Consider the following 8,243-nt stretch of genomic DNA (forward strand, 5'->3'; position numbering starts at 1 on the left):
CGTCGCCCCGCGCGAACGCGTGTAGCCGCGCCGCGGCACCGGTCGGTCGCGACGCGCCGGAGTCGGGGCGCCCTCCCAGCGACCAGTGGGTGGGCACGGGTATCGTCGGCCCGATGAGGACGACCGCTCGTGCGTGGGTCGCCGCGGTCGCGGCGGCCGCCGCACTGCTGCTGGCCGGGTGCGTGCCGACCACCGGGATCGAGCGCGATCCGACCTCCGCCGATCGGCGCATCCCCTCGACCGATCGGTTCGATCCCGGGTACATCGTGAGCGACGACGCGTTCTACGACTCGACGGCGATGAGCGTGCGCGACATCCAGGTCTTCCTCGAGTCGCGCGACTGCCGGCCCGTCGACGCCGTGCCGTGCCTCAGCGACTACACCGAGGACGTGGAGGCCGTCCCGGCGGCCGGGCCACGGCACTGCGCCGCCGTCCCGGGCGGCGAGGCCGTCCCCGCGAGCCGCATCGTCAGCGAGGTCGCCGCGGCCTGCGGCGTGAGCCCGCAGACCCTCCTCGTGCTGCTGCAGAAGGAGCAGTCCCTGCTCACGAGGCCGAGCGCTCGCGGCTACGAGCGCGCCACGGGATACGGCTGCCCGGACACGGCCGACTGCGACGCCCGGTACTTCGGGTTCTTCAACCAGGTGTACCGGGCCGCGTGGCAGTTCCGGCAGTACACGGCCGAGCCCGTCCGGAAGTTCCACGTCGGCACGGTCGACGTCGGCTTCCACCCGGACGCGGCCTGCGGTGCGTCGACCGTGCGCATCCGCAACCAGGCGACCGCGAACCTCTACAACTACACGCCCTACCAGCCGAACGACGCCGTCCTCGCCGACCCGTCGACCGGGGACGACTGCTCGGCCTACGGCAACCTGAACTTCTGGCGCATCTGGAACCGGTGGTTCGGCGACCCGCACGACGAACGCCTCCCGGCGTACTTCCCGCCGTGCTCTCGCCTCGTCGGCGGCTACCCCTGCCCGGCACCCGCTCCGCCCGGCACGGCGCTCGCGCCGACCCAGTCGCTTCCCTGATCCGCTCCGCGTCGCGCCCTAGACGCCGCGGACGAGCGTCGTCGGCTCGTGCCGGACGGGGAAGGCGACGGATGCCGCGATGAAGCACTTCTCGGACGCCTCGTGGTGCAGCGACTCGGCGAGCTCGCGCATCGACGCGTCGGCGACCGTGACGCGCGGGCGCAGGACCGCGACCTCGAGCCGCCCTCCGCCGCGCCCGTCCTCGCGCATCGTCGCGGTCGCGGCATCCTCGTAGCCGACCACGACGACGCCGTGGTTCACGGCGACGTGCAGGTAGGAGAGCATGTGGCATTCGCTGAGCGCGGCGAGCACGAGCTCCTCCGGATTCCAGCGATCACGGTCGCCGTGGAAGGCGCGGTCGCTCGATCCGGCGATCTCGTGCAGCTTGCCTGCCGCCCGCACGGCGTGCCGGCGGCCGTACGACCGGTACGACGAGGTGCCCTCGCCGCGGTCGCCCTGCCACTCGAGTTCGATCGCGTAGTGGTGCTCGCCGAGCATGTCGATCCCTCCCGTGACGCGGTGCGGGCCTCGCCCGCCGCCGTCCATCCTGCACCCGGCCGCCGACGTCGCGCACCGGCCCCGGGGTTAAGCTGGTCCGATCATGACTGACACCTGGATCCCCGTCGAATCCGTGCCCGCCGAGTCGGCCGAATCGGTCACCGTGCCGCAGGAGCGACGGATCGTCACCGCCGTCCCCGGTCCCCGCTCGCAGGAGCTCCAGGCGCGCCGCAACGCCGTCGTGTCGGCGGGCGTGTCGAGCGTCCTCCCCGTGTACATCGAACGTGCCCACGGCGCGGTCCTCGAGGACGTCGACGGCAATCGCTTCCTCGACTTCGGCGCCGGCATCGGCGTGACGACGGCCGGCCACACGCCCGCACGGGTCGTCGAGGCCGCCGCCGCGCAGTCGCGCGACGTGCTGCACACGCTGTTCACCATCACGCCCTACGAGGAGTACGTGCGCGTCGCCGAGCTGCTCGCCGCGCACACGCCGGGCGACTTCGCGAAGAAGTCCGTGCTCGTGAACTCGGGCGCCGAGGCGGTCGAGAACGGCGTGAAGATCGCCCGCAAGCACACCGGCCGCCGCGCCGTCGCGGTGCTCGACCACGCCTACCACGGGCGCACGAACCTCACGATGGCGATGAACTACAAGGCCATGCCGTACGCGACCGGGTTCGGCCCGCTCGCCGGCGACGTCTACCACGCGCCGAGCTCGTACCCGTACCGCGACGGCCTCAGCGGCGAGGAGGCCGCGGCCCGCACGATCGGCTACCTCGACAAGGTCATCGGCGCATCCGACCTCGCCTGCCTCGTCGTCGAGCCGATCCAGGGCGAGGGCGGCTTCATGGTCTACGCCGACGGCTACCTGCCCGCGCTGCAGGAGTGGTGCACCGCGAACGGCGTCGTCATGATCGCCGACGAGATCCAGTCGGGGATGGCGCGGACCGGCGCGTACTACGCATCGGAGCACTTCGGCTGGACGCCCGACCTCGTGCTCACGGCGAAGGGCATCGCCGCGGGGTTCCCGCTCGCCGCCGTCACCGGCCGCGCCGAGATCATGGACGCCTCGCACCCCGGCGGCCTCGGCGGGACCTTCGGCGGCAACCCCGTCGCGTGCGCGGCGGCCGTGGCCGTGTTCGAGACCATCGAGGAGGAGCACCTCCTCGCCGAGGCCCGGCGCATCGAGGCCACGCTCACGGCGGGGCTCGAGCGGCTGCGCGCGAAGTACGACGTGATCGGCGACATCCGCGGACGCGGCGCGATGATCGCGATCGAACTCGTCGAGTCCGGCACCGCCGAGACGACCAAGGCCCCGAACGCGGCCGCCGTCTCCGCCATCGTCGCCCACGCCGCACAGCAGGGCGTGCTGTTCCTGAGCGCGGGCACCTGGGGCAACGTGCTCCGGTTCCTGCCGAGCCTGCGGATGACCGACGAGCTCATCGAGGACGCCCTCGGCGTGCTCGACGACGCGTTCGCGACCCTCGCCTGAGCCGTGGGCGAGACCTTCACGGCCTCGGCCGCAGCCCAGCTCGCCGTCGTCGAGCGCGGCGGCTTCATCGAGTCGCGCCACGTCGGCTCCGCCGTCGTCCTCGCACCGGAGGGCGAGGTGGTGCGCGAACTCGGCCACACCAGCGCTCCGGTGCTCCCCCGCTCCAGCATGAAGCCGTTCCAGGCGCTCGCCGTGATGACCTCGGGGGTCACGCTCCGCGGCGAGGACGCCGCGATCGCGACCGCGAGCCACAGCGGCACGCCCGGGCACGTCGCACTCGTGCGCGGGCTGCTCGCACGCGCAGGGCTGCCCGCGTCGGCGCTGCGCTGCCCTGCCGAGTTCCCGACCGACCGCGCGTCCCGCGACGAGCTCGTGCGGGCCGGCACGAGACCCGAGCCGATCACCATGAACTGCTCGGGGAAGCATGCCGCGATGCTCCTCGCCTGCCACGCGAACGGCTGGGCGATCGGAGACTACCTCGACCTCGACCATCCGCTGCAGAAGCGCATCCTCGACGTGTTCGAGCGCCTCACCGGCGAGCGGCCGTCGGCGACCGTGATCGACGGCTGCGGCGCTCCGGTGCATGCCGTCGGACTCACGGCGCTCGCGCGCGGCATCCAGAAGATCGCGTCGTCGTCGACGTCGTCGCCCTTCGCGCTGTTCCGCGAGGGGGCGGCGCTGGCCGAGGGCGTGCGCGCGAACGGATGGGCGATCGCCGGCCCCGGGCGACCGGACTCGGTCGCGATCGACCGCCTGGGCGTCTTCTCCAAGTTCGGAGCCGAGGGCGTCCAGGTCATGACCGCCGCCGACGGCACCACCGTCGCGCTCAAGATGCTCGACGGCTCCCCGCGCGCATCCGTCGTCGTCGCGGCACGGCTCCTCGTCGGAGCCGGCGCGCTCGAGGCATCCGCCGTCGATGCGCTCGAGCCGGAGCTCGGTCTCGACGTGCTCGGCGGCGGGCGCGTCGTCGGCCGCATCCGCGCCACGGTCTAGCGTCGTTCGGGCCCTGCGTCCCGCTCCTCGACGCCGAGAGGCCGCGACCCTCGACGGGTCGCGGCCTCGCTCGTCGGGCGTGCCGGTCAGGTCATCTCGGCCGCGAGCCTCTTGGCGCGAGCCGCACGGGACACCTGCGCGATGACCACGATCGCGAGTGCGACGATGAACACCGCCGATGCGATCACGTTCGCCTCGGCCGGGATGCCGCGAGAGGCCGAGATGTAGATGTACTTCGGGAACGTCGTCACCGAACCGGAGTTGAAGTTCGTGATGATGAAGTCGTCGAAGCTCAGCGCGAACGACAGCAGCGCGGCCGCCATGATGCCGGGCGTCAGCAGCGGGAACGTGATGCGCCAGAACACCTCCCGCGGGGAGCCGTACAGGTCGCGTCCTGCCTCCTCGAGGGCCGGGTCGAGGCTCGCCACGCGGGCCTTGACCGTGACGACCACGAAGCTGATGCAGAACATCGTGTGCGCGAGGATGATCGTCAGCATGTCCTTCGGCACGCCGACGGCCAGGAACTGCGCCGCGAGTCCCGCACCGAGCACCACCTCGGGCGTCGCCATCGGCAGGAACAGCAGGAGGCTGATCGACGAGCGCGCTCGGAAGCGGTAGCGGACGAGCGCGATCGCGATCATGGTGCCGAGCGTCGTCGCGACCACCGTCGACACGAGGCCGATGACGATGCTGTTCCCGAAGGCCTCGCACACCGCTCCGCCCTCGACGTTGCAGACGTTCAGCCACTTGTCGAAGGTGAACCCGCGCCAGGCGATGTTCGACTTCAGCGAGTCGTTGAACGAGAACACGAAGGTGTAGGCGATCGGGATGAGGAGGAAGATGAACGCGAGGACGACGTAGACGGGCAGCAGCCAGTCGCCGAGGCCGATCCTGCGTCGACGCGGCCGCTGCGGTCCGCGCCGGTCCTCGAGTTCCTCGCTCTCGGCGAGGCCGCCGAGGACTGCCGCCGCCTGGACTTCGCCGCTCACAGCAGGTCCTCCGTTCCGGATCGCTTCACGTACACGCCGACGAGCACGAGGATCGCCGCCATCAGGATGATCGAGAGCGCCGCGGCCGCCGGGTAGTTCAGCAGGACGAGGAAGTTCGCCTCGATCACGTTGCCCATCATCTGGGTGTCCGGGCCTCCGAGGAAGTCGCGGCTGGCGTTGATGTAGTCACCGGCCGCGGGGATGAACGTGAGGAGCGTGCCCGCGACGATGCCGGGCATCGACAGCGGGATCGTGACCTTGCGGAACACCGTGAAGGAGTTCGCGTACAGGTCGCTGCCCGCCTCGAGGTAGCGCGTGTCGAGTCGCTCGAGCGCCGTGTAGAGCGGCAGCGTCATGAACGGGATGAAGTTGTACGTCAGGCCGAACACGACCGCGAACGGCGTTCCGGCGAAGTACGCGTCGGGTGCGAGCAGCGACAGCGCCTTGAGCGAGGTGATGATCAGCGACTCGTCCGACAGGATCTGCTTCCACGCGAGCGTGCGCAGCAGGAAGCTGATGAAGAACGGGGCGATGACGAGCACCAGGAGCAGGCTCTGCAGGAGCGGCCTGCGCCGCGCCTTGACACCGATGAAGTACGCGATCGGATAGCTGAACAGGAGCGCGAACACCGTGGCGAGCAGGGCGTAGCCGAACGAGCGGAGGATGTGCGGCCAGTAGCTCTCGATGACGGCGACGTAGTTCTGCCAGTTGAACGCGTAGTCGTAGACGCCGATGTCTCCGAACTCGCTCGGGGCCTGCAGCGAGGTCAGGATCAGGGAGATCAGCGGCGTGAGGAAGAACAGGACGAGGTAGAGGATGCCGGGCAGGAGGAGGAAGAGCGCGATGGGGCTCTTCCTCCGTGCCGTCTGCGGCTGCGCCTCCGTCGTCGCGAATGCTGCGAAGGCCATGGCTCAGCTGCCCTCGAGCTCCGTGAGGAGCGCTTCCCGGCGCTGCACCGCGATCGACTGCGTGTCGGCGTCGGCCGGGAACCGCGACGACTCGTCGGGTTCGTCGGAGAGCCCGAAGCCGTGCTCGACGTCCCAGCTGAGCCAGACCTCGGAGCCCTCGTGGGCGACCGGGCCGAAGCTCATGTTCTGGGCGAAGACCGAGATCGTGCCCACGCCCGGAACGGCGACGATGTACTCCGTGCTGACCCCGGCGAACGAGACGTCGATCACCCGACCGGGCCCGAGCAGGTTGCGACCGGCGACCTCCTCGGGCTGCTCCGCGTGGAGCGTGACCTTCTCGGGTCGGACGCCCACCGTGACGAGCCCCTGGTGGCGCTGCGCACGCGCCGTCGCGATCGTGATCCGGTGACCGCTCGCGTCGACGGTCATCGCCGTGTCGGTCGTGCCGACGACGTCTCCGGTGAACAGGTTCGACTTGCCGAGGAAGTTCGCGACGAACGCGGTGCGAGGCAGCTCGTAGAGCTCCTCGGGAGCGCCCATCTGCTCGATCGCGCCCTTGTTCATCACCGCCACCGTGTCGGCCATGGTCATGGCCTCCTCCTGGTCGTGCGTGACGTGCAGGAAGGTGAGGCCGACCTCCTCCTGGATCGTCTTCAGCTCGAGCTGCATCTGGCGGCGGAGCTTCAGGTCGAGCGCGCCGAGCGGCTCGTCGAGCAGCAGCAGCGCGGGCCGGTTCACGATCGCGCGGGCGAGCGCGACGCGCTGCTGCTGCCCGCCTGAGAGCTGCGCCGGGCGTCGCTGCGCGAGGTGGTCGAGCTCGACGAGCTTCAGTGCCTCGTGCGCCTTCGCCTCGGCGTCCGCGATGCGACGGCGCTTCAGGCCGAACGCGACGTTGTCGATGATCGACATGTGCGGGAACAGCGCGTAGCTCTGGAACACCGTGTTCACGGGGCGCTGGTGCGCCTTCGTGTCGGTGACGTCCTTGCCGCCGATGAGGATGCGACCGGCGGTCGGCTCCTCGAGCCCCGCCACGAGGCGGAGGGTCGTCGTCTTGCCGCAGCCGGACGGGCCGAGCAGCGCGAAGAACGACCCGGCCGGGATCGTCAGGTCGAGCTCCTCGATCGCCGTGAAGCCCGGGAACCGCTTCTGGATGCCGACCAGCTCGAGGTCGGCGCCGCTCTCGGCGAACTCTCGGATCGACATCACGAACCCAGGAGGATCTGCTGGAACTGCGTCTGGTACTTCTGCTCCTCGGCGCCGGAGAGCGCACGGAAGATGAACGCGTTCGAGAGCGTCTCCTCGTTGGGGAAGATCAGCTGGTTCTCGGCCAGCTCGGGGTCGATCGCGACCGCGGCCTCCTGCGCCCCGACGACGGGCGTGATGTAGTTCACCCACGCCGCGACCTCGGCCGCGACCTCGGGCTCGTAGTAGTAGTTGATCAGCGTCTCGGCGTTCGCCTTGCGGGGGGAGCCGATGGGGATCAGGAAGTTGTCGTTCCACAGCGTTCCGCCCGCCGAGGGAATGGCGAACTGCCACTTGTCGCCGGCCTCGGCGTTCAGGACCGTGATGTCGCCCGACCAGCAGATGGCCGCGAGCGTGTCCTCGCTCTTGAGGTCCTCGAGGTACGAGTTCCCCTTGATGTTGCGGATCTGGCCGTTCGCGACCTGCTCGTCGAGGATCTCGATCGCCGCGTCGAACTCGGCGTCGCCCCAGTCGGGGCTCGCGATGTCCACGCCGTTCTGGAGCATGATGAGCCCCATCGTGTCGCGCATCTCGGAGAGCACGCCGACACGGCCCTTCAGCTCGGAGCTCCAGAGGTCCTGGACGGTCTCGAGACCGCCCGGCACCTTTTCGGTGTTCCAGCAGATGCCGGCGAAGCCGCCCTGCCACGGGAGGGAGTGGGCGCGGCCCTCGTCGAAGCTCGGGTTCGCGAGCGCGGGCGCGAGGTTGGCGATGTTCGGGATGTTCCCGTGGTCGAGCTCCTGCGTGTACCCGAGGCGGATCCAGCGCGAGACCATCCAGTCGGTGAGGCACACCGTGTCGGCCCCGATGTCCTGGCCGAGGGCGAGCTGGTCCTTGACCTTGCCGTAATACGTGTTGTTGTCGTCGACCGCGACCTCGTAGTTGACCTCGATGCCGGTCTCCTCGGTGAACCGGACGAGCGTGGGGTAGTTGCCGTCGTCGTCCTCGTCGATGTACGCGGCCCAGTTGGCCCAGTTGAGGGTCTTGTCCGTGTCGGACGTGTCCGTTGCGGCGGTCGGCCTGGCCTGGCCGCCGCCGGTCGAGCAGGCGGCGAGCGCGAGCGCGGATGCGCCGGCTCCCGCTCCGGCGAGCAGGC

General features: G+C 70.3%; 8 protein-coding genes. 3 read left to right on the plus strand and 5 right to left on the minus strand.

All coding sequences use genetic code 11. The features are described 5' to 3' along the window. The first annotated feature begins 113 nt into the window (after window positions 1–113). Window positions 114–1,028, plus strand: coding sequence for a hypothetical protein (locus ESO86_RS07430; protein WP_129234330.1), 915 nt, complete (start codon window positions 114–116; stop codon window positions 1,026–1,028). 18 nt (window positions 1,029–1,046) lie between these two features. Here ESO86_RS07430 and ESO86_RS07435 read toward each other — a convergent pair whose 3' ends face one another. Next, window positions 1,047–1,526 (minus strand): OsmC family protein, encoded by a 480-nt coding sequence (locus ESO86_RS07435; protein WP_129234331.1) that lies wholly within the window; start codon window positions 1,524–1,526, stop codon window positions 1,047–1,049. A gap of 103 nt (window positions 1,527–1,629) precedes the next feature. On the opposite strand from ESO86_RS07435, the gene gabT reads away from it, so the two are divergent. Then, window positions 1,630–3,015, plus strand: coding sequence for a 4-aminobutyrate--2-oxoglutarate transaminase (gabT, locus tag ESO86_RS07440; protein ID WP_129234332.1), 1,386 nt, complete (start codon window positions 1,630–1,632; stop codon window positions 3,013–3,015). Between the two features lie 3 nt (window positions 3,016–3,018). Beyond that, window positions 3,019–4,008, plus strand: a complete 990-nt coding sequence (locus ESO86_RS07445) for an asparaginase (RefSeq protein ID WP_129234333.1) — start codon at window positions 3,019–3,021, stop codon at window positions 4,006–4,008. A gap of 86 nt (window positions 4,009–4,094) precedes the next feature. On the opposite strand, the gene ESO86_RS07450 is transcribed toward ESO86_RS07445, so the two are convergent. The 4 genes from ESO86_RS07450 to ESO86_RS07465 form a co-directional block, all read right to left on the minus strand. Further along, window positions 4,095–4,898: an ABC transporter permease gene (locus ESO86_RS07450; RefSeq protein ID WP_207207052.1), complete on the minus strand. Its 804-nt coding sequence runs from the start codon at window positions 4,896–4,898 to the stop codon at window positions 4,095–4,097. Window positions 4,899–4,993: 95 nt separating this feature from the next. Beyond that, window positions 4,994–5,905, minus strand: a complete 912-nt coding sequence (locus ESO86_RS07455; protein ID WP_129234335.1) for an ABC transporter permease — start codon at window positions 5,903–5,905, stop codon at window positions 4,994–4,996. Window positions 5,906–5,908: 3 nt separating this feature from the next. Further along, window positions 5,909–7,108, minus strand: coding sequence for an ABC transporter ATP-binding protein (locus ESO86_RS07460; protein ID WP_129234336.1), 1,200 nt, complete (start codon window positions 7,106–7,108; stop codon window positions 5,909–5,911). After that, on the minus strand, window positions 7,108–8,243 hold a 1,136-nt coding region (locus tag ESO86_RS07465; RefSeq protein ID WP_165307467.1), incomplete at its 5' end, for an ABC transporter substrate-binding protein. The genes ESO86_RS07460 and ESO86_RS07465, both read right to left, overlap by 1 nt.

Source organism: Agromyces binzhouensis, assembly GCF_004135055.1.
Lineage (GTDB): Bacteria > Actinomycetota > Actinomycetes > Actinomycetales > Microbacteriaceae > Agromyces > Agromyces binzhouensis.

Excerpts from the sequence above, each read along its gene's own strand:
- ESO86_RS07430 (WP_129234330.1), top strand. The coding sequence starts at position 114 with ATGAGGACGACCGCTCGTGCGTGGGTCGCCGCGGTCGCGGCGGCCGCC.
- ESO86_RS07435 (WP_129234331.1), bottom strand. The coding sequence starts at position 1,526 with ATGCTCGGCGAGCACCACTACGCGATCGAACTCGAGTGGCAGGGCGAC.
- gabT (WP_129234332.1), top strand. The coding sequence starts at position 1,630 with ATGACTGACACCTGGATCCCCGTCGAATCCGTGCCCGCCGAGTCGGCC.
- ESO86_RS07455 (WP_129234335.1), bottom strand. The coding sequence starts at position 5,905 with ATGGCCTTCGCAGCATTCGCGACGACGGAGGCGCAGCCGCAGACGGCA.
- ESO86_RS07460 (WP_129234336.1), bottom strand. The coding sequence starts at position 7,108 with ATGTCGATCCGAGAGTTCGCCGAGAGCGGCGCCGACCTCGAGCTGGTC.